Below are 19,782 nucleotides of genomic sequence, written 5' to 3' on the forward strand. Positions count from 1 at the left end.
CCCGTCATGCCTGATGACCATAGCGAGTCGGTCCCACCCCTTCCCATCCCGAACAGGACCGTGAAACGACTCCACGCCGATGATAGTGCGGATTGCCCGTGTGAAAGTAGGTAATCGTCAGGCTCCTTCTTGCTCAAAAACCCCACCCATTGCGGTGGGGTTTTTCCGTTTACGGAAGACCTGAAATCGCTGCATATAAGTGAGAACGGTGGGTTTGGAATGGTCAAGCAAGCCTTGACAAAAAGATGTTGTTCCCCCATAATCGTCAGTTCTCTGCGGAGGGGTGCCCGAGTGGCTAAAGGGGGCAGACTGTAAATCTGTTGGCTTACGCCTACGTTGGTTCGAATCCAACCTCCTCCACCAGAATGCAAGTTGTAGCAGTTGTTGGGAATCCATGATCGTTGCGGGTGTAGCTCAATGGTAGAGCAGAAGCCTTCCAAGCTTACGACGAGGGTTCGATTCCCTTCACCCGCTCCAGTGACACGGAAGTAGCGCCCATGTGGCTCAGTGGTAGAGCACTCCCTTGGTAAGGGAGAGGTCGGCAGTTCGATCCTGCCCATGGGCACCAGAAGTATTCAGTGATTGTTTGCGCCCGGCGCAACGTACGGAAAATCCTCTTAGGAGTCGAAAATGGCCAAGGGTAAGTTTGAGCGGACCAAGCCGCACGTGAACGTGGGCACGATCGGTCACGTTGACCACGGCAAGACCACGCTGACGGCGGCGATCACGACGGTTCTGACGCAGAAGTTCGGCGGCGAAGCGAAGGCATACGACCAGATCGATGCAGCGCCGGAAGAAAAGGCACGTGGTATTACGATCAACACCGCGCACGTCGAGTACGAAACGGCAAACCGCCACTACGCACACGTCGACTGCCCGGGCCACGCCGACTACGTGAAGAACATGATCACGGGCGCAGCGCAGATGGACGGCGCAATCCTGGTGTGCTCGGCCGCAGACGGCCCGATGCCGCAAACGCGTGAGCACATCCTGCTGGCGCGTCAGGTTGGCGTTCCGTACATCATCGTGTTCCTGAACAAGTGCGACATGGTGGACGACGCTGAGCTGCTGGAGCTCGTCGAGATGGAAGTGCGCGAACTTCTGTCGAAGTACGACTTCCCGGGCGACGACACGCCGATCATCAAGGGTTCGGCCAAGCTGGCGCTGGAAGGCGACAAGGGCGAACTGGGCGAAGTGGCGATCATGAGCCTGGCCGACGCGCTGGACACGTACATCCCGACGCCGGAGCGCGCGGTTGACGGTTCGTTCCTGATGCCGGTGGAAGACGTGTTCTCGATCTCGGGTCGCGGCACGGTGGTGACGGGTCGCGTCGAGCGCGGCATCATCAAGGTCGGCGAGGAAATCGAGATCGTCGGTATCCGCGCAACGGCCAAGACGACCTGCACGGGCGTGGAAATGTTCCGCAAGCTGCTCGACCAGGGGCAGGCAGGCGACAACGTGGGTATCCTGCTGCGCGGCACGAAGCGTGAAGACGTGGAGCGTGGTCAGGTTCTGGCGAAGCCGGGTTCGATCAACCCGCACACGCACTTCACGGCAGAGGTGTACGTGCTGAGCAAGGATGAAGGCGGCCGCCACACGCCGTTCTTCAACAACTACCGTCCGCAGTTCTACTTCCGTACGACGGACGTGACGGGTTCGATCGAGCTGCCGAAGGACAAGGAAATGGTGATGCCGGGCGACAACGTGTCGATCACGGTGAAGCTGATCAACCCGATCGCGATGGAAGAAGGTCTGCGTTTCGCGATTCGCGAAGGCGGTCGTACGGTCGGCGCTGGTGTCGTCGCCAAGATCATCGAGTAACGCCAGATAGTTCTCGATAATCGGTTGTATCGGGGTTGGCGGTGTCGTCAGCCCCAAATGGTTTAGGGGTATAGCTCAACTGGCAGAGCGTCGGTCTCCAAAACCGAAGGTTGGGGGTTCGATTCCCTCTGCCCCTGCCAACTATTGCGCCGTAGTGGCGCTTCGTTAAGGTGTTATGGCGAATCCTTCCGTCGAAACTGTAAATACATCTGGCGACAAGTTGATGTTGATCGCGGGTGTATTGCTGGTCTTGGCCGGGTTCGTGGGGTTCTTCTGGCTGAGTGGCCAGGAATGGTACATCCGCGGAGCCGCCTTGGCTGTTGGTGCGATCGCGGGTGTCGCAGTCGGTCTTCTCTCAGTGCCTGGCAAGGGTTTTATCGCTTTCGCCAAAGACTCGTACAAAGAAGTTCGTAAGGTTGTTTGGCCTACCCGTAAAGAGGCTACTCAGACAACGCTTGTAGTGTTCGGCTTTGTGGTCGTGATGGCGATTTTTCTCTGGGTTTGCGATAAATCCATTGAGTGGGCGATTTTCTCGGTGATTCTGGGTTGGAAATGATATGAGCGATACACCGGCATCCCCGAGCGGCAAACGTTGGTACGTGGTGCACGCCTACTCCGGCATGGAGAAGAGCGTGCAACGAGCGCTTCAGGAGCGCATCGAGCGTGCCGGTATGCAGGACCAGTTTGGCCAGATCCTTGTTCCGACTGAAGAAGTCGTCGAGGTGAAAGGTGGTCACAAATCAGTGACGGAGCGTCGTTTCTTCCCCGGCTATGTGCTGGTGGAAATGGAAATGACAGACGAAACGTGGCATCTCGTAAAAAATACGGCAAAGGTGACCGGTTTTGTCGGTGGGGCGCGCAATCGCCCGAGCCCGATTTCTCCTCGGGAAGTTGAAAAAATCATGTCGCAGATGCAGGAAGGCGTGGAGAAGCCGCGTCCGAAGACCCTGTTTGAAGTAGGCGAGATGGTGCGGGTGAAGGAAGGCCCATTCACTGATTTCAACGGCAGCGTCGAAGAAGTGAACTACGAAAAGTCGCGAGTCCGTGTTTCCGTTACGATCTTCGGCCGCGCAACGCCGGTTGAGTTGGAATTCGGCCAGGTCGAAAAGTTGTAATCCAGAATTTTACGGAACGCGCCGCTCGGTGCGTTCCGTATTTCGCGCTTACGGCCCGCGTAATGGTCGTTGAGGAGCGTAACTAGCTAGTTTTTCAGCGAACACGCGCTACTACTCACTGAACGTCCACATACACGTCGGCGTTCCAAAGAGGTTCTCAAGATGGCAAAGAAAATCATCGGCTTTATCAAGCTGCAGATTCCTGCAGGTAAAGCCAACCCGTCGCCGCCGGTCGGTCCGGCACTGGGCCAGCGCGGTCTGAACATCATGGAGTTCTGCAAGGCGTTCAACGCGCAGACCCAAGCAATGGAACCGGGCCTGCCGATTCCGGTCGTGATCACGGCATTCGCGGACAAGAGCTTCACGTTCGTGCTGAAGACGCCGCCGGCCACGGTTCTGATCAAGAAGGCAGCGAAGATCGACAAGGGTTCGAGCAAGCCGCATACCGACAAGGTCGGCAAGATCACCCGTGCTCAAGCTGAAGATATCGCCAAGACCAAGATGCCCGATCTGACGGCTGCTGATCTGGACGCAGCGGTTCGCACGATCGCTGGTAGCGCCCGCTCGATGGGCATCACCGTGGAGGGCGTGTAAATGGCCAAGCTTTCGAAACGTCTGCAAGCATTTGCAGCAAAGGTTGATCGTCAGAAGCTCTACCCGCTCGAAGACGCTCTGTCGCTCGTGAAGGAGTGCGCAAGCGCGAAGTTCGACGAATCGATCGACGTCGCGGTGCAACTCGGCATCGACGCGAAGAAGTCGGATCAAGTGGTTCGTGGCTCGGTCGTGCTGCCCGCTGGTACGGGTAAGTCGGTTCGCGTCGCGGTGTTCGCGCAAGGTGAAAAGGCTGAGCAGGCTCGTGCAGCCGGTGCGGACGTCGTCGGTATGGAAGACCTGGCTGAACAGGTTAAGGCCGGCAACCTGAACTTCGACATCGTGATTGCCTCGCCGGACACGATGCGTATCGTCGGTACGCTCGGTCAGATCCTCGGCCCGCGCGGTCTGATGCCGAACCCGAAGGTCGGCACGGTCACGCCGGATGTCGCGACCGCAGTCAAAAACGCCAAGGCTGGTCAGGTGCAATTCCGTGTCGACAAGGCCGGCATCATCCACGCCACGATCGGCCGTGCTTCGTTCGAAGCAACTGCTCTGCGTACCAACCTGAATGCTCTGATCGACGCGCTGCAAAAGGCGAAGCCGGCAACGAGCAAGGGTGTGTACCTGCGCAAGGTCGCTCTGTCGAGCACGATGGGTGTGGGCGTTCGCGTCGATCAAGCGTCGATCGCAGCGCAGTAATGAATTTCATCGCCCTGACGTAAGTCGGGGCGGTCTATAAGGGCTTTGGGCGGTTGCAAGGTGGCAGTCTGCATCGCGCAACCGGTTGTCAAAGACCGTTGGCGGGCCCGCAGCAGGTAGGCGAGTCCTTAATGTAAAGCCAACGCAGATGGCGAACCCGAAAAAGTTTGTGGTGATGAAACCGTTGGATGTCCGCAGCAATGCGGGTGTCGGGCGGTCGAAATACTCCTGACTGGTCGGACGCCGTTATTGAACGCGGTACACAAGGCGCACGCCGCGTGTATCGAATCTGGAGGTTAACCGTGCCACTCAACAAAGAAAGCAAGCAGGCCGTCGTCGCTGAGGTTGCCGCGCAAGTCGCGAAAGCTCAGACCGTGGTTCTGGCTGAGTATCGTGGAATCGCGGTTGGCGATCTGACCAAGCTGCGCGCGAAAGCGCGTGAGCAACAGGTTTATCTTCGCGTGTTGAAGAACACGCTGGCGCGTCGCGCTGTCGAAGGTACGCCGTTTGCTCCGCTGGCAGAGCAGATGACTGGCCCCCTGATCTACGGCATCTCCGAAGATGCAATTGCTGCTGCCAAGGTCGTCAATGACTTCAGCAAGAGCAATGACAAGTTGATCATCAAGGCTGGTTCCTACGAAGGCAAGGTGATGGACAAGGCTGGCGTGCAAGCGCTGGCAAACATCCCGAGCCGCGAAGAACTGCTCTCCAAGCTGCTGTTCGTCATGCAGGCTCCTGTTTCTGGCTTCGCGCGTGCTCTGGCCGCGCTGGCAGAGAAGAAACAAGGCGAAGAAACCGCTGCGTAACGTACATCAGTCGAGCGTAATTGATCGCTGGCTGTATCCGAATTCAATTTAGGAGTATTTCAAATGGCAATCGCAAAAGAAGACATCCTCGAAGCCGTAGGCTCGATGTCGGTTCTGGAACTGAACGAGCTGGTTAAGGCGTTCGAAGAAAAGTTTGGCGTGTCGGCAGCTGCTGTTGCAGTGGCTGGCCCGGCAGGTGCAGGCGGCGGCGCTGCTGCTGCTGAAGAGCAGACCGAATTCACGGTCATCCTGGCTGAAACCGGCGCAAACAAGGTTTCGGTCATTAAGGCTGTTCGCGAACTGACGGGTCTCGGCCTGAAGGAAGCGAAGGATCTGGTCGATGGCGCACCGAAGCCCGTCAAGGAAGCGGTGCCCAAGGCTGCTGCTGAAGAAGCCAAGAAGAAGCTGGAAGAAGCTGGCGCGAAGGTTGAAATCAAGTAAGTTTCAACGCGCTGTGCGAAGGCTGGCGGTTTTTCACCGCCGGCCTTTTTGTGCTTTGTGGGGCTTGCGTTTTTGTGGGTTTGTTCCGGCAAGAACGTGATTCCCAGAAGCCAAAGAAAATCGCCAATCGGCAACATTGACCGGCGTTTCTCTTTGTCTTCTGAAGCGACTGCAGAAGGCAAGTTTGGTCGGGTAGCGGGCAACACAGGCATCCGCTGCCGTCAGCCAGCGGTTGGTAGCGGCCAACCACCAAGCTTCTAGGCTCGTTCAAGCCATTGGACGGCCATCGGGTCTCAGTCGGTGAACACTCGGGTTGTCTCATCAAGGTATCCTGCCTCGACAACTATGCCCGCCGTGATTCGGAGATCGTATGCAATATTCCTTCACCGAGAAGAAGCGTATTCGCAAGAGTTTCGCGAAACGCCCCATCGTTCACCAAGTACCTTTCCTGCTGGCTACCCAGCTTGAATCATTCAGCACGTTTCTGCAAGCAGACACGTCTTCGACGCAGCGTAAGCCGGAAGGCCTGCAAGCTGCGTTCACGTCCGTTTTCCCGATCGTTTCGCATAACGGCTTCGCTCGTCTCGAATTCGTCAGCTACATGCTGTCGCCGCCGGCATTCAACATCAAGGAATGTCAGCAGCGCGGTCTGACGTACTGCTCGGCGCTGCGCGCCAAGGTGCGTCTGGTGCTGCTCGACAAGGAGTCGCCGAGCAAGCCGGTCGTCAAGGAAGTCAAGGAACAGGAAGTGTACATGGGCGAAATTCCGCTCATGACGCCGACCGGTTCGTTCGTCATCAACGGCACGGAACGTGTGATCGTTTCGCAGCTGCATCGTTCGCCGGGCGTGTTCTTCGAGCACGACAAGGGCAAGACGCACAGCTCGGGCAAGCTGCTGTTTTCGGCACGTATCATTCCTTACCGCGGTTCGTGGCTCGATTTCGAGTTCGACCCGAAGGACGTGCTGTACTTCCGTGTCGACCGTCGCCGCAAGATGCCGGTCACGATCCTGCTGAAGGCCATCGGCCTCACGCCGGAACAGATCCTCGCCAACTTCTTCGTGTTCGACAATTTCACGCTGATGCCGGAAGGCGCGCAGATGGAGTTCGTACCGGAGCGTCTGCGTGGTGAAGTTGCGCGTTTCGACATCACGGACCGCGATGGCAACGTGATCGTCCAGAAGGACAAGCGGATCAACGCCAAGCACATTCGCGATCTCGACAACGCGAAGACCAAGTTCATCTCGGTGCCGGAAGACTATCTGCTCGGCCGCGTGCTGGCGAAGAACGTCGTCGACGGCGACACCGGCGAAGTCATCGCGAATGCGAACGACGAAGTCACCGAAACCGTCCTCGAGAAGCTGCGCGAAGCGAAGATCAAGGACATCCAGGCGCTCTACACGAACGATCTGGACCAGGGTCCGTACATCTCGTCGACGCTGCGCATCGACGAAACGGCGGACAAGATGGCCGCCCGCATCGCGATCTACCGCATGATGCGCCCGGGCGAGCCGCCGACCGAAGAAGCGGTCGAGGCATTGTTCAACCGTCTGTTCTACAGCGAAGAAGCGTACGACCTGTCGAAGGTGGGTCGTATGAAGTTCAACCGCCGCGTCGGCCGTGACGAAATCGTCGGCCCGATGACGCTGCAGGACGACGACATCCTCGCGACGATCAAGATCCTCGTCGAGCTGCGCAACGGCAAGGGCGAAGTGGACGACATCGACCACCTCGGCAACCGTCGCGTGCGTTGCGTCGGCGAACTCGCGGAAAACCAGTTCCGCGCGGGTCTCGTGCGTGTCGAACGTGCCGTGAAGGAACGCCTCGGCCAGGCCGAAAGCGAAAACCTGATGCCGCACGATCTGATCAACTCGAAGCCGATTTCGTCGGCGATCCGCGAGTTCTTCGGTTCGTCGCAGCTGTCGCAGTTTATGGATCAGACCAACCCGCTGTCGGAAATCACGCACAAGCGTCGTGTTTCCGCACTGGGCCCGGGCGGTCTGACGCGCGAGCGCGCAGGCTTTGAAGTCCGCGACGTGCATCCGACCCACTACGGCCGCGTGTGCCCGATTGAAACGCCGGAAGGTCCGAACATCGGTCTGATCAACTCGCTCGCTCTGTACGCGCACCTGAACGAATACGGCTTCCTCGAAACGCCGTATCGCAAGGTGACGGACGGCAAGGTGACCGACCAGATCGACTATCTGTCGGCGATCGAAGAAGGCCGTTACGTGATCGCTCAGGCGAACGCGGCGGTGGCCGACGACGGTACGCTGACCGACGAACTCGTGTCGTCGCGTGAAGCGGGTGAAACGCTGATGGTCACGCCGGACCGCATCCAGTACATGGACGTGGCGCCGTCGCAGATCGTGTCGGTTGCAGCTTCGCTGATTCCGTTCCTCGAGCACGACGACGCGAACCGCGCGTTGATGGGCTCGAACATGCAGCGTCAAGCCGTGCCGTGTCTGCGTCCGGAGAAGCCGGTCGTCGGTACGGGCATCGAGCGCACCGTGGCGGTCGACTCGGGCACGACGGTTCAGGCACTGCGCGGCGGTGTGGTCGATTACGTCGACGCGGGCCGTATCGTGATTCGCGTGAACGACGACGAAGCGGTTGCGGGTGAAGTCGGTGTCGACATCTACAACCTGATCAAGTACACGCGTTCGAACCAGAACACGAACATCAACCAGCGTCCGATCGTGAAGATGGGCGACAAGGTTGCGCGCGGCGACGTGCTGGCTGACGGCGCATCGACCGATCTGGGCGAGCTCGCGCTCGGCCAGAACATGCTGATCGCGTTCATGCCGTGGAACGGCTACAACTTCGAAGACTCGATCCTGATCTCGGAAAAGGTCGTGGCCGACGACCGTTACACGTCGATCCACATCGAAGAACTGAACGTCGTGGCACGCGACACGAAGCTCGGACCGGAAGAAATCACGCGCGACATCTCGAACCTCGCGGAAGTGCAGCTTGGCCGTCTCGACGAGTCGGGCATCGTGTACATCGGCGCGGAAGTCGAAGCGGGCGACGTGCTGGTCGGCAAGGTCACGCCGAAGGGCGAAACCCAGCTGACGCCGGAAGAAAAGCTGCTGCGCGCGATTTTCGGCGAGAAGGCCTCGGACGTGAAGGACACGTCGCTGCGCGTGCCGTCGGGCATGAGCGGCACCGTGATCGACGTGCAGGTGTTCACGCGCGAAGGCATCCAGCGCGACAAGCGCGCGCAACAGATCATCGACGATGAACTGAAGCGCTATCGCCTCGACCTGAACGACCAGCTGCGTATCGTGGAAGGCGATGCGTTCCAGCGTCTCGCGCGCATGCTCGAAGGCAAGGTGGCGAACGGCGGTCCGAAGAAGCTCGCGAAGGGCACGAAGATCGAGCGCGCATACCTCGAAGATCTGGACCACTACCACTGGTTCGACATCCGCCTCGCGGACGAAGAAGCAGCGGCCCAGCTCGAAGCGATCAAGAACTCGATCGAAGAGAAGCGTCACCAGTTCGACCTCGCGTTCGAAGAGAAGCGCAAGAAGCTCACGCAAGGCGACGAACTGCCGCCGGGCGTGCTGAAGATGGTCAAGGTGTATCTGGCGGTGAAGCGCCGCCTGCAGCCTGGCGACAAGATGGCAGGCCGTCACGGTAACAAGGGTGTCGTGTCGAAGATCGTGCCGATCGAAGACATGCCGTACATGGCCGACGGCCGTCCGGCCGACGTCGTGCTGAATCCCCTCGGCGTGCCGTCGCGGATGAACGTGGGTCAGGTTCTCGAAGTACATCTGGGTTGGGCCGCGAAGGGTCTCGGCTGGCGTATCGGCGAAATGCTGCAGCGTCAGGCGAAGATTGCCGAACTGCGCGAATTCCTGATCAAGATCTACAACGAGTCGGGCCGCGCCGAAGAGCTGGACAGCTTCAGCGACGACGAAATCCTCGAGCTGGCGAAGAACCTGCGCGAAGGCGTGCCGTTCGCCACGCCGGTGTTCGACGGTGCGACGGAAGAAGAAATGTCGCGCGCGCTGGATCTGGCATTCCCGGACGACATCGCACAGAACCTCGGCATGACGCCGTCGAAGAACCAGGTGCGTCTGTACGACGGCCGCACGGGCGAGATGTTCGAACGTACGGTGACGGTCGGCTACATGCACTACCTGAAGCTGCACCACCTGGTCGACGACAAGATGCACGCGCGTTCCACGGGCCCGTACTCGCTCGTCACGCAGCAGCCGCTGGGTGGTAAGGCGCAATTCGGTGGCCAGCGTTTCGGTGAAATGGAAGTGTGGGCGCTCGAAGCGTACGGCGCATCCTACGTGCTGCAGGAAATGCTGACGGTGAAGTCGGACGACGTGACGGGCCGGACCAAGGTGTACGAAAACCTGGTCAAGGGCGATCACGTGATCGATGCCGGCATGCCTGAGTCGTTCAACGTGTTGGTGAAGGAAATCCGGTCGCTGGGTATCGACATCGACCTGGACCGGAACTAATCGGACTACTGGAGAGAAGCGATGAAAGCTTTGCTCGATCTATTCAAGCAAGTCCAACAACCTGAAGTTTTCGACGCGATCAAGATCGGTCTGGCCTCGCCGGACAAGATCCGTTCGTGGTCGTTCGGTGAAGTCAAGAAGCCGGAAACCATCAACTACCGCACGTTCAAGCCGGAGCGCGATGGTCTGTTCTGCGCGAAGATTTTCGGTCCGATCAAGGACTACGAATGCCTTTGCGGCAAGTACAAGCGCCTGAAGCACCGCGGCGTGATCTGCGAGAAGTGCGGCGTCGAAGTGACGCTCGCGAAGGTGCGTCGCGAGCGGATGGGCCACATTGAGCTGGCCTCGCCGGTCGCGCACATCTGGTTCCTGAAGTCGCTGCCGTCGCGTCTGGGCATGGTGCTCGACATGACGCTGCGCGACATCGAGCGCGTGCTGTACTTCGAAGCATATGTGGTGATCGATCCAGGCATGACGCCGCTCAAAGCGCGCCAGATCATGACCGAAGAGGATTACTACAACAAGGTCGAGGAATACGGCGACGAATTCCGTGCCGAAATGGGCGCGGAAGGTATTCGCGAACTGCTGCGCGCGATCAACATCGACGAGCAGGTCGAGCTGCTGCGCACGGAACTGCGCAACACCGGTTCCGAAGCGAAGATCAAGAAGTACGCGAAGCGCCTGAAGGTGCTCGAGGCATTCCAGCGTTCGGGCATCAAGCCGGACTGGATGGTTCTCGAAGTGCTGCCGGTGCTGCCGCCGGAACTGCGTCCGCTCGTGCCGCTCGACGGCGGCCGTTTCGCGACGTCGGACCTGAACGACCTGTATCGCCGCGTCATCAACCGTAACAACCGGTTGAAGCGTCTGCTCGAGCTGAAGGCGCCTGAAATCATCGTCCGCAACGAAAAGCGGATGCTGCAGGAAGCCGTCGACTCGCTGCTCGACAACGGCCGTCGCGGCAAGGCGATGACCGGCGCGAACAAGCGTCCGCTGAAGTCGCTCGCCGACATGATCAAGGGTAAGGGCGGTCGCTTCCGTCAGAACCTGCTCGGTAAGCGCGTCGACTACTCGGGCCGTTCGGTGATCGTGGTCGGCCCGACGCTGAAGCTGCACCAGTGCGGCCTGCCGAAGCTGATGGCGCTCGAACTGTTCAAGCCGTTCATCTTCAACAAGCTCGAAGTGATGGGTGTCGCGACTACCATCAAGGCTGCGAAGAAGGAAGTCGAGAACCAGACGCCGGTCGTGTGGGACATCCTCGAAGAGGTGATCCGCGAACATCCGGTCATGCTGAACCGCGCGCCGACGCTGCACCGTCTCGGCATCCAGGCTTTCGAGCCGGTGCTGATCGAAGGTAAGGCAATCCAGCTGCACCCGCTCGTTTGCGCGGCATTCAACGCCGACTTCGACGGTGACCAGATGGCCGTTCACGTGCCGCTGTCGCTCGAAGCGCAGATGGAAGCGCGCACGCTGATGCTGGCGTCGAACAACGTGCTGTTCCCGGCCAACGGTGATCCGTCGATCGTGCCGTCGCAGGATATCGTGCTCGGCTTGTACTACGCGACGCGTGAAGCAGTGAACGGCAAGGGCGAAGGCCTGACGTTCACGGGCGTGTCGGAAGTGCTGCGCGCCTACGAGAACAAGGAAGTCGAGCTGGCCTCGCGCGTCAACGTGCGGATCACGGAAATGGTCCACAACGAAGACAAGTCGGAAGGCGCGCCGGCGTTCGTGCCGAAGGTCACGCTGTATGCGACCACGGTCGGCCGCTCGATCCTGTCGGAAATCCTGCCGCCGGGTCTGCCGTTCTCGGTGCTGAACAAGCCGCTGAAGAAGAAGGAAATCTCGCGTCTGATCAACACCGCGTTCCGCAAGTGCGGTCTGCGCGAGACGGTGATTTTCGCCGACCAGCTGATGCAGTCGGGCTTCCGCCTCGCAACTCGCGCCGGTATTTCGATCTGCGTCGACGACATGCTCGTGCCGCCGCAGAAGGAAACCATCGTCGGCGACGCTGCGAAGAAGGTGAAGGAATACGACCGTCAGTACATGTCGGGTCTCGTCACCGCGCAGGAACGCTACAACAACGTGGTCGACATCTGGTCGGCAACGTCGGAAGCGGTCGGCAAGGCGATGATGGAGCAGCTGTCGACGGAACCGGTCACGGACCGCGACGGCAACGCAACGCGTCAGGAGTCGTTCAACTCCATCTACATGATGGCCGACTCGGGCGCGCGCGGTTCCGCGGTTCAGATCCGTCAGCTGGCCGGTATGCGCGGCCTGATGGCGAAGCCGGACGGCTCGATCATCGAGACGCCGATTACGGCGAACTTCCGCGAAGGTCTGAACGTGTTGCAGTACTTCATCTCGACCCACGGTGCTCGTAAGGGTCTGGCTGATACGGCACTGAAGACCGCGAACTCGGGTTACCTGACGCGCCGTCTGGTCGACGTGACGCAGGATCTGGTCGTGGTCGAGAGCGATTGCGGCACGTCCAACGGCGTGGCGATGAAGGCGCTCGTGGAAGGCGGTGAAGTGGTCGAAGCGCTGCGTGACCGTATTCTGGGTCGCGTCGCGGTGGCTGACGTCGTCAATCCGGAATCGCAGGAAACGCTGTTCGAAACGGGCACACTGCTCGACGAAGACGCGGTCGAGGAAATCGAACGCCTCGGCATCGACGAAGTGCGCGTGCGCACCCCGCTCACCTGCGAAACGCGCTACGGTCTGTGCGCGGCCTGCTACGGCCGCGACCTCGGCCGCGGCTCGTCGGTCAACGTCGGCGAAGCGGTCGGCGTGATCGCGGCGCAGTCGATCGGCGAACCGGGCACGCAGCTCACGATGCGTACGTTCCACATCGGTGGTGCGGCGTCGCGTGCGGCGGTGGCTTCGTCGGTCGAAGCGAAGTCGAACGGTACGGTGCGTTTCACGGCGACGATGCGTTACGTCACGAATGCGAAGGGCGAGCAGATCGTCATCTCGCGTTCGGGCGAGGCGATGATCACCGACGATCACGGCCGCGAGCGCGAGCGTCACAAGGTGCCGTACGGCGCCACGCTGCTGCAGCTCGACGGCGCGCAGATCAAGGCCGGCACGCAACTGGCGACGTGGGATCCGATGACGCGTCCGATCATCACCGAGTACGGTGGTACGGTGAAGTTCGAGAACGTCGAGGAAGGCGTGACCGTCGCGAAGCAGATCGACGACGTGACGGGTCTGTCCACGCTCGTCGTGATCGACGTGAAGCGTCGCGGTTCGCAGGCCTCGAAGACGGTGCGTCCGCAGGTCAAGCTGCTCGACGCGAACGGCGAGGAAGTGAAGATCCCGAACACCGAGCACTCGGTGCAGATCGGCTTCCAGGTCGGCGCGCTGATTACCGTGAAGGACGGTCAGCAGGTGCAGGTCGGTGAAGTGCTCGCACGTATCCCGACCGAATCGCAGAAGACGCGTGACATTACCGGCGGTCTGCCGCGTGTGGCGGAACTGTTCGAAGCACGTTCGCCGAAGGACGCGGGTATCCTGGCGGAAGTCACGGGTACGACGTCGTTCGGTAAGGACACGAAGGGCAAGCAGCGTCTCGTTATCACGGACCTCGAGGGCAACCAGCACGAGTTCCTGATCGCGAAGGAAAAGCAGGTTCTGGTGCACGATGGTCAGGTCGTCAACAAGGGCGAAATGATCGTCGACGGACCGGCTGATCCGCACGACATCCTGCGTCTGCAGGGCGTCGAGGCGCTGTCGCGCTACATCGTGGACGAAGTGCAGGACGTGTACCGTCTGCAGGGCGTGAAGATCAACGACAAGCACATCGAAGTGATCGTGCGTCAGATGCTGCGCCGCGTGCAGATCGTCGACAACGGCGATACGCGTTTCATCCCGGGCGAACAGGTCGAGCGGTCGGACATGCTCGACGAGAACGACCGCATGATCGCGGAAGACAAGCGTCCGGCGACGTACGAAAACGTGCTGCTCGGTATCACGAAGGCGTCGCTGTCGACCGATTCGTTCATCTCTGCGGCGTCGTTCCAGGAAACGACCCGCGTGCTGACCGAAGCGGCGATCATGGGCAAGCGCGACGATCTGCGTGGCCTGAAGGAAAACGTGATCGTCGGCCGTCTGATTCCGGCCGGTACGGGTCTCGCGTTCCACAAGGCGCGCAAGAGCAAGGAACTGGCCGACCGCGAGCGTTTCGATCAGATCGCAGCGGAAGAGTCGTTCGAATTCGGTACGCCGGAAGCGCCGGCTGCCGAACAGCAGCACACGGGCGAGTAAGTGCGGGCGGCGTAAGCCGCCACGCTTGACAAGCCACGCAAGCCGCCCAGTTTCGACTGGGCGGCTTTTTTTATGTTTTTGCGGATGCCATTGGCGTCATGCGCCGGCGCGAGCCTAGGCCGGATGGCTAAGGTTGTCGTAAAGCGCGGGCGCAGCACGCATGCGTTGGTAAAATTCGTGTCATCTGCCTTTGGCCGCCTCTCTCAAATTCATGTCCCGTCCGCTCGAAATCCTCAACGAAGTCTTTGGTTATCCCGCATTCAGAGGACAGCAGGGCGAAATTGTCGAGCACGTCGCCGACGGCGGCGATTGCCTCGTGCTGATGCCGACGGGTGGCGGTAAATCGCTCTGCTATCAGATTCCTTCGCTCGTGCGGCGCGAGCGCGGCTTCGGCACGGGCATCGTGGTGTCGCCGTTGATCGCACTGATGCAGGACCAGGTGGCGGCGCTGACGGAAGTCGGCGTGCGCGCCGCGTATCTGAACTCGACGCTGTCGAGCGCCGAGGCGATGGCCACGGAGCGTGCGCTGCGAGATGGCGACATCGATCTGCTGTACGTCGCGCCGGAACGGCTCATGACCCCGCGCTTCCAGGAGCTGCTGGAGCGCACGCGCATCGGCCTCTTCGCGATCGACGAGGCCCACTGCGTGTCGCAATGGGGGCACGATTTCCGGCCCGAATATATCCAGCTGTCGGTGCTGCATGAGCGCTTTCCGGATGTGCCGCGCATTGCGCTCACGGCCACGGCGGATGCGATCACGCGCGATGAAATCATTCACCGTCTCGCGCTTGAGGATGCGCGCGTGTTCGTGTCGAGCTTCGACCGGCCGAACATCCGCTATCGCATCGCCGAAAAGGACAATGCGCGTGCGCAGCTGCTCGACTTCATCCGCGCCGAGCATACGAAGCCGGACGGCACGACCGACGCGGGCGTCGTCTATTGCCTGTCGCGCCGCAAGGTCGAGGAAACGGCGGAGTGGCTCAAGGAAAAGGGCATGCGCGCGCTGCCTTACCACGCCGGCATGGAGTTCGAGGTGCGTCAGAAGCACCAGGAGATGTTCCAGCGCGAAGAGGGCATCGTGATGTGCGCGACGATCGCCTTCGGCATGGGCATCGACAAGCCCGACGTGCGGTTCGTCGCGCACCTCGATCTGCCGAAAAGCGTCGAGGGCTACTATCAGGAGACCGGCCGCGCGGGGCGCGACGGGATGCCCTCGAACGCGTGGATGGCCTACGGTCTTGGCGACGTCGTGCAGCAGCGCAAGATGATCGACGAGTCCGACGCCGACGAGGCGCACAAGCGCGTCCAGACTGGCAAGCTCGACGCGCTGCTCGGCCTGTGCGAAACCGCAACCTGCCGGCGGGTACGGCTGCTCGCGTACTTTGGCGAAACGAGCCAGCCCTGCGGCAACTGCGACAACTGTCTCGAACCGCCGCCCACGTGGGATGCGACGCGCGAGGCGCAGATGGCGCTGTCGTGCGTGTTCCGGGCGCAGCGGGCGAGTGGCTTCCACTTTGGTGCCGGTCATCTGATCGACATTCTGCGCGGCAATCGCAGCGAGAAAATCTTGCAACGCGGTCACGAGAAACTGACCACTTTCGGTATCGGCTCGGCGCTCGGTGAGCCGGAATGGCGCGCGGTGTTCCGCCAGCTCGTGGCGTTCGGCTATCTGACGGTCGACCACGAAGGCTTTGGCTCGCTCGTGCTGACCGAAGCGAGCAAGCCGGTGCTCAAGGGTGAGCAGAAGGTGACGATGCGCCGCTATGTGAAGCCGACCCGCACGCGCCAATCGTCCGGCCGCACGAGCGAGCGGGCCGATCCGACGATCGGCATGGGGCCGCTCGAGCGTTCCCGCTGGGAACGCCTGCGCGCATGGCGTACCGACACCGCGAAGAGCGATGGGGTGCCGGCGTATCTGATTTTCCACGATGCGACGCTCGCGGAAATTGCGCGTATCGGCCCCGATTCCATCGACGACCTGCGCGGTATTCCGGGCATGGGTGCCCGCAAACTCGACCGTTTCGGCCACGAATTGCTGCACGTCGTGGCCGCCGACTGACCGGTACGCGATCGTTTGGATTGATCAACAGGGGTGCGAAACATCGCAAGCTGTTGACTTCCTTAGTATTTTCGGAATATTATGCTAGGTTCCGGTTCTTGGGGTGTCTGCGCTCGGCTTCAATTTGTGCGCAGTCAGGCCATCCGGAAGTTCGATGCGCAGGCGTTTCCGCTTTGCCCGGAAACAGATGCGTCGATTTTGTTCAATTTCAGGAATAAACAATGCCAACCATCAATCAACTGGTTCGCAAAGGCCGCACGTCGGAAACGACGAAAAGCAAGAGCCCGGCCTTGCAGGACTGCCCCCAGCGTCGCGGCGTGTGCACCCGTGTGTACACGACGACGCCGAAGAAGCCGAACTCGGCACTCCGTAAGGTCGCCAAGGTTCGTCTGACGAACGGCTTCGAAGTCATTTCGTACATCGGTGGTGAAGGCCACAACCTGCAGGAACACTCGGTCGTGCTGATTCGCGGCGGCCGTGTGAAGGACTTGCCGGGTGTGCGTTACCACATGGTTCGCGGCTCGCTGGATACCCAGGGTGTCAAGGATCGTAAGCAGGCTCGCTCGAAGTACGGCGCGAAGCGTGCCAAGGCTGGCAAGTAATTAGCCGGTCACTCGTAGTTTCAGGTCGCCTGTCATGGCGGTAATAGCGATGGTGCCGGAATTGCCGGCGCTATCGAGTAAGTGGTCACCCGACCAGGCTGGTAAGTCTTAGGGATGAATCGGGTTAGTTGGTGGCCGCGGAGCTGAAATAGCTCCAACTGAAAAGGTAAAGGAAGAAACATGCCGCGTCGTCGCGAAGTCCCCAAGCGGGAAGTGTTGCCGGATCCGAAATTCGGTAACGTAGATGTAGCAAAATTCATGAACGTGCTGATGCTCTCCGGCAAGAAGTCGGTTGCCGAGCGTATCGTGTACGGCGCTTTCGAACAGATCCAGACCAAGGGTGGCAAGGACCCGCTGGAAGTGTTCACGGTGGCGCTCAACAACGTCAAGCCGGTGGTCGAAGTGAAGAGCCGCCGCGTTGGTGGTGCGAACTATCAGGTTCCGGTCGAAGTGCGTCCGTCGCGTCGTATGGCATTGGCGATGCGTTGGCTGCGTGAAGCCGCGAAGAAGCGCAGCGAGAAGTCGATGGCCCTGCGGCTGGCAGGTGAACTCTCCGAAGCGGCTGAAGGCCGCGGCGGCGCGATGAAGAAGCGCGACGAAGTTCACCGGATGGCAGAAGCCAACAAGGCGTTCTCGCACTTCCGTTTCTAAGCTTCCCGGTTCCGGGTTTAGCGAAAAACGGAAAGAAATTCCGGGCGGGTGCGCTTCCAGAGCGCCTCGCCCGTTTGTGTTACAGCGCGATGGGTATTTCTCGCATCGCGTCATCCCAATAGAGGATCAAAGTGGCTCGCAAGACACCTATCGAGCGCTACCGTAACATCGGTATCAGCGCTCACATCGACGCCGGCAAAACGACGACGACCGAGCGCATTCTGTTCTACACCGGCGTGAACCACAAGATTGGTGAAGTTCACGACGGCGCTGCCACCATGGACTGGATGGAGCAGGAGCAGGAACGCGGCATCACGATTACTTCCGCTGCTACCACGGCATTCTGGAAGGGCATGGCGGGCGACCGCGCCGAGCACCGCATCAACATTATCGACACCCCGGGCCACGTCGACTTCACGATTGAAGTCGAGCGCTCGATGCGCGTGCTCGACGGTGCCTGCATGGTGTACTGCGCCGTGGGTGGCGTGCAGCCCCAGTCGGAAACCGTGTGGCGTCAGGCTAACAAGTACAAGGTGCCCCGTCTCGCGTTCATCAACAAGATGGACCGTACCGGCGCGAACTTCTTCAAGGTCTACGACCAGCTCAAGCTGCGTTTGAAGGCGAATCCGGTTCCGGTCGTCGTGCCTATCGGCGCGGAAGAAAACTTCACGGGTGTCGTCGACCTGATGAAGATGAAGGCGATCATTTGGGACGACGCATCCCAGGGTACCAAGTTCTCGTACGAAGACATCCCGGCAGAACTCGTCGACACGTGCAACGAATGGCGTGAAAAGATGGTCGAAGCCGCGGCTGAAGCCAGCGAAGACATGATGAACAAGTACCTCGAGTCGGGCGAGCTGACCGAGGAAGAAATCATCAAGGGTCTGCGCGACCGTACGATCGCTTGCGAAATCCAGCCGATGCTGTGCGGCACCGCGTTCAAGAACAAGGGCGTGCAGCGCATGCTGGACGCCGTGCTCGACTTCCTGCCGTCGCCGATCGACATCCCGCCGGTTACCGGCGAGCTGGAAAACGGTGAAAGGGGCGAGCGCCGCGCAGCCGACGACGAAAAGTTCTCGGCACTGGCATTCAAGATCATGACCGACCCGTTCGTCGGCCAACTGATCTTCTTCCGTGTGTACTCTGGCGTGGTGAATTCTGGCGACACGCTGCTGAACGCGACCAAGGACAAGAAGGAACGTCTGGGCCGTATTTTGCAGATGCACGCGAATCAGCGCGAAGAAATCAAGGAAGTGCGAGCAGGCGACATCGCTGCTGCGGTTGGCCTGAAGGATGCGACCACCGGCGACACGCTGTGCGATCCGACGAGCCCGATCGTGCTCGAGCGCATGATTTTCCCGGAACCGGTGATTTCGCAGGCTGTTGAGCCGAAGACGAAGCCGGACCAGGAAAAGATGGGGCTGGCGCTGAACCGTCTGGCGCAGGAAGATCCGTCGTTCCGCGTTCAAACGGACGAGGAATCGGGTCAAACCATTATTTCGGGTATGGGTGAGCTCCACCTGGAAATTCTGGTCGACCGGATGAAGCGTGAGTTCGGCGTCGAAGCAACGGTTGGCAAGCCGCAAGTGGCTTACCGCGAAACTATTCGCGGCAAGGCGGAAGACGTTGACGGCAAGTTCGTCAAGCAGTCGGGTGGTCGCGGCCAGTACGGTCACGCGGTCATCACGCTCGAGCCGAACGAGCAAGGCAAGGGCTACGAGTTCCTGGACGAGATCAAGGGCGGCGTGATTCCGCGTGAATACATCCCGGCAGTCGACAAGGGTATCCAGGAAACGCTGAAGGCCGGCGTGCTGGCTGGCTTCCCGGTCGTTGACGTGAAGGTTCACCTGACGTTCGGTTCGTACCACGACGTCGACTCGAACGAAAATGCGTTCCGCATGGCTGGTTCGATGGCGTTCAAGGAAGCGATGCGCAAGGCTCAGCCGGTCATCCTCGAACCGATGATGGCAGTCGAAGTCGAAACGCCGGAAGACTACATGGGCAACGTGATGGGCGATCTGTCGGGCCGTCGCGGTATCGTCCAGGGCATGGACGACATGGTTGGCGGCGGCAAGATCGTTCGCGCCGAAGTGCCGCTGTCGGAAATGTTCGGCTACTCGACGTCGCTGCGTTCGCTGACCCAGGGGCGTGCAACGTACACGATGGAATTCAAGCACTATGCTGAAGCTCCGCGTAACGTGTCCGAAGCGATCATCAACGCGAAGTCGAAGTAAGCGCGCGGTAAAGTCATTCAACG

Annotated in this window: 14 protein-coding genes, 4 tRNA genes and 1 rRNA gene; 18 read left to right on the plus strand and 1 reads right to left on the minus strand. The window is 60.2% G+C overall.

The window, feature by feature from the left end; all coding sequences use genetic code 11:
- Positions 1-9 precede the first annotated feature (9 nt).
- The 12 genes from rrf to rplL all read left to right on the plus strand — a co-directional run bounded on the left by rrf (position 10) and on the right by rplL (position 5,476).
- Positions 10-123 (plus strand): 5S ribosomal RNA (gene rrf, locus F3J19_RS20895).
- A gap of 154 nt (positions 124-277) precedes the next feature.
- Positions 278-363: transfer RNA gene (locus F3J19_RS20900), tRNA-Tyr, on the plus strand.
- 40 nt (positions 364-403) lie between these two features.
- A tRNA-Gly gene (locus tag F3J19_RS20905) sits at positions 404-477 on the plus strand.
- A 16-nt stretch (positions 478-493) separates the two neighbouring features.
- Positions 494-568 (plus strand) — tRNA-Thr (locus F3J19_RS20910).
- Between the two features lie 62 nt (positions 569-630).
- Positions 631-1,821 (plus strand): elongation factor Tu, encoded by a 1,191-nt coding sequence (gene tuf, locus F3J19_RS20915; RefSeq protein WP_167045394.1) that lies wholly within the window; start codon positions 631-633, stop codon positions 1,819-1,821.
- Positions 1,822-1,885: 64 nt separating this feature from the next.
- Positions 1,886-1,961: transfer RNA gene (locus F3J19_RS20920), tRNA-Trp, on the plus strand.
- A 35-nt stretch (positions 1,962-1,996) separates the two neighbouring features.
- Positions 1,997-2,377: a preprotein translocase subunit SecE gene (gene secE, locus F3J19_RS20925; protein ID WP_167045397.1), complete on the plus strand. Its 381-nt coding sequence runs from the start codon at positions 1,997-1,999 to the stop codon at positions 2,375-2,377.
- 1 nt (position 2,378) lies between these two features.
- A complete protein-coding gene (gene nusG, locus F3J19_RS20930) occupies positions 2,379-2,936 on the plus strand; it encodes a transcription termination/antitermination protein NusG (RefSeq protein ID WP_075303275.1) in 558 nt (185 codons plus the stop codon).
- Between the two features lie 162 nt (positions 2,937-3,098).
- The gene (gene rplK, locus F3J19_RS20935) at positions 3,099-3,530 is read left to right on the plus strand and encodes a 50S ribosomal protein L11 (RefSeq protein ID WP_042329781.1); all 432 of its coding nucleotides are present in this window, start codon (positions 3,099-3,101) and stop codon (positions 3,528-3,530) included.
- Positions 3,531-4,229 (plus strand): 50S ribosomal protein L1, encoded by a 699-nt coding sequence (rplA, locus tag F3J19_RS20940; RefSeq protein ID WP_167045400.1) that lies wholly within the window; start codon positions 3,531-3,533, stop codon positions 4,227-4,229.
- Between the two features lie 302 nt (positions 4,230-4,531).
- Complete coding sequence (gene rplJ / locus F3J19_RS20945; RefSeq protein ID WP_167045857.1) at positions 4,532-5,035, plus strand: 50S ribosomal protein L10; 504 nt, start codon at positions 4,532-4,534, stop codon at positions 5,033-5,035.
- A gap of 63 nt (positions 5,036-5,098) precedes the next feature.
- On the plus strand, positions 5,099-5,476 hold the full coding sequence (gene rplL / locus F3J19_RS20950; RefSeq protein WP_167045402.1) for a 50S ribosomal protein L7/L12: 378 nt from the start codon (positions 5,099-5,101) through the stop codon (positions 5,474-5,476).
- Between the two features lie 33 nt (positions 5,477-5,509).
- Here rplL and F3J19_RS20955 read toward each other — a convergent pair whose 3' ends face one another.
- Positions 5,510-5,722 carry a hypothetical protein gene (locus tag F3J19_RS20955; protein WP_167045405.1) on the minus strand — a complete coding sequence of 71 codons (213 nt, stop codon included), beginning with the start codon at positions 5,720-5,722 and terminating at the stop codon, positions 5,510-5,512.
- A 124-nt stretch (positions 5,723-5,846) separates the two neighbouring features.
- Between F3J19_RS20955 and rpoB the strand changes: the two genes are divergently transcribed.
- From rpoB to fusA, 6 genes are all read left to right on the plus strand, one after another.
- Positions 5,847-9,953, plus strand: coding sequence for a DNA-directed RNA polymerase subunit beta (rpoB, locus tag F3J19_RS20960; protein ID WP_167045408.1), 4,107 nt, complete (start codon positions 5,847-5,849; stop codon positions 9,951-9,953).
- A gap of 21 nt (positions 9,954-9,974) precedes the next feature.
- Positions 9,975-14,213, plus strand: coding sequence for a DNA-directed RNA polymerase subunit beta' (gene rpoC / locus F3J19_RS20965; RefSeq protein WP_167045411.1), 4,239 nt, complete (start codon positions 9,975-9,977; stop codon positions 14,211-14,213).
- A 211-nt stretch (positions 14,214-14,424) separates the two neighbouring features.
- Entirely contained in the window at positions 14,425-16,272 is a 1,848-nt protein-coding gene (recQ, locus tag F3J19_RS20970; RefSeq protein ID WP_167045414.1) for a DNA helicase RecQ, read from the plus strand.
- A gap of 221 nt (positions 16,273-16,493) precedes the next feature.
- Positions 16,494-16,874 (plus strand): 30S ribosomal protein S12, encoded by a 381-nt coding sequence (gene rpsL, locus F3J19_RS20975; protein WP_006053290.1) that lies wholly within the window; start codon positions 16,494-16,496, stop codon positions 16,872-16,874.
- Positions 16,875-17,054: 180 nt separating this feature from the next.
- On the plus strand, positions 17,055-17,525 hold the full coding sequence (gene rpsG / locus F3J19_RS20980) for a 30S ribosomal protein S7 (RefSeq protein ID WP_006053291.1): 471 nt from the start codon (positions 17,055-17,057) through the stop codon (positions 17,523-17,525).
- 131 nt (positions 17,526-17,656) lie between these two features.
- Entirely contained in the window at positions 17,657-19,759 is a 2,103-nt protein-coding gene (gene fusA / locus F3J19_RS20985) for an elongation factor G (protein ID WP_167045418.1), read from the plus strand.
- Positions 19,760-19,782 lie beyond the last annotated feature (23 nt).

The organism is Burkholderia sp. Ax-1724 (genome assembly GCF_011752995.1).
Lineage (GTDB): Bacteria > Pseudomonadota > Gammaproteobacteria > Burkholderiales > Burkholderiaceae > Paraburkholderia.

What these genes read in the sequence shown, in the direction of transcription:
- nusG (WP_075303275.1), top strand. Translation starts at nt 2,379, where the DNA reads ATGAGCGATACACCGGCATCCCCGAGCGGCAAACGTTGGTACGTGGTG.
- recQ (WP_167045414.1), top strand. Translation starts at nt 14,425, where the DNA reads ATGTCCCGTCCGCTCGAAATCCTCAACGAAGTCTTTGGTTATCCCGCA.
- secE (WP_167045397.1), top strand. Translation starts at nt 1,997, where the DNA reads ATGGCGAATCCTTCCGTCGAAACTGTAAATACATCTGGCGACAAGTTG.
- rpsG (WP_006053291.1), top strand. Translation starts at nt 17,055, where the DNA reads ATGCCGCGTCGTCGCGAAGTCCCCAAGCGGGAAGTGTTGCCGGATCCG.
- rplL (WP_167045402.1), top strand. Translation starts at nt 5,099, where the DNA reads ATGGCAATCGCAAAAGAAGACATCCTCGAAGCCGTAGGCTCGATGTCG.
- rplA (WP_167045400.1), top strand. Translation starts at nt 3,531, where the DNA reads ATGGCCAAGCTTTCGAAACGTCTGCAAGCATTTGCAGCAAAGGTTGAT.
- rpoC (WP_167045411.1), top strand. Translation starts at nt 9,975, where the DNA reads ATGAAAGCTTTGCTCGATCTATTCAAGCAAGTCCAACAACCTGAAGTT.
- rpoB (WP_167045408.1), top strand. Translation starts at nt 5,847, where the DNA reads ATGCAATATTCCTTCACCGAGAAGAAGCGTATTCGCAAGAGTTTCGCG.
- rplK (WP_042329781.1), top strand. Translation starts at nt 3,099, where the DNA reads ATGGCAAAGAAAATCATCGGCTTTATCAAGCTGCAGATTCCTGCAGGT.
- rpsL (WP_006053290.1), top strand. Translation starts at nt 16,494, where the DNA reads ATGCCAACCATCAATCAACTGGTTCGCAAAGGCCGCACGTCGGAAACG.
- tuf (WP_167045394.1), top strand. Translation starts at nt 631, where the DNA reads ATGGCCAAGGGTAAGTTTGAGCGGACCAAGCCGCACGTGAACGTGGGC.